1 protein-coding gene and 1 pseudogene are annotated in these 559 nt (G+C 69.8%); both read right to left on the bottom strand.

Annotated elements, in window-relative coordinates:
* The coding region (locus ACIRS4_RS38560) for a hypothetical protein (protein ID WP_404204987.1) at positions 1–102 on the bottom strand (102 nt) is incomplete at its 3' end.
* 73 nt (positions 103–175) lie between these two features.
* A pseudogene (locus tag ACIRS4_RS38555) lies at positions 176–553 on the bottom strand (alpha/beta fold hydrolase); the annotation flags it as partial.
* Between the last annotated feature and the right edge of the window lie 6 nt (positions 554–559).

Below are 559 nucleotides of genomic sequence, written 5' to 3'. Positions count from 1 at the left end.
GCCTATCGCGGCATCACCGTGCCCTGCCTGGCGCTGGGCTTCGCCGACGATAGGCCGCGGTGCGGTCGAAATCGTGGTCCATGCGGCGCTGCGCCCGCACACCCGGGGTGACCGGGCCACCGGTGAATTCGAACAGGTCGAGCCAGTCGCGGGCGGCGTGCTGGTCGGCCAGCGAGGCCGGGGACAGGTTCATCAGGGCGGTCATGGCGGCCTCGTATTTGGCGGGCAGCCGCACGCCGGCGTCGTCGAGGTCGTGCTCGCCGTGTCCGAGAGTTTTCTGGAACTGGTCGAGCCGGGCGTGTCCCGCCATGAACACGGCCTTGCGGACCAGATCGGGGCGGGCGAGCGCCACTTCTTGTGCGACTCGCGAGCCCATCGACTGGCCGACCAGGAAGACCGGGCCCTCACCGAGGAATTCGATCAGGGCGACCGTGTCGCGGACCAGGTCCTCGATGGTGATCCCGGCGGGCGATTCGAAGGAGGGCGCGATGCCGCGGTTGTCGAACGTGCAGACCCGGTATCCGGCCGCGACCAGCGCGGGGACCTGGTGCAGTTCCCA

It is taken from the genome of Streptomyces sp. NPDC101166 (assembly GCF_044768125.1).
GTDB lineage: Bacteria > Actinomycetota > Actinomycetes > Streptomycetales > Streptomycetaceae > Streptomyces.
Note: the sequence above shows the minus strand (reverse complement) of the source record. Positions and strands in the feature narration are given on the sequence as shown.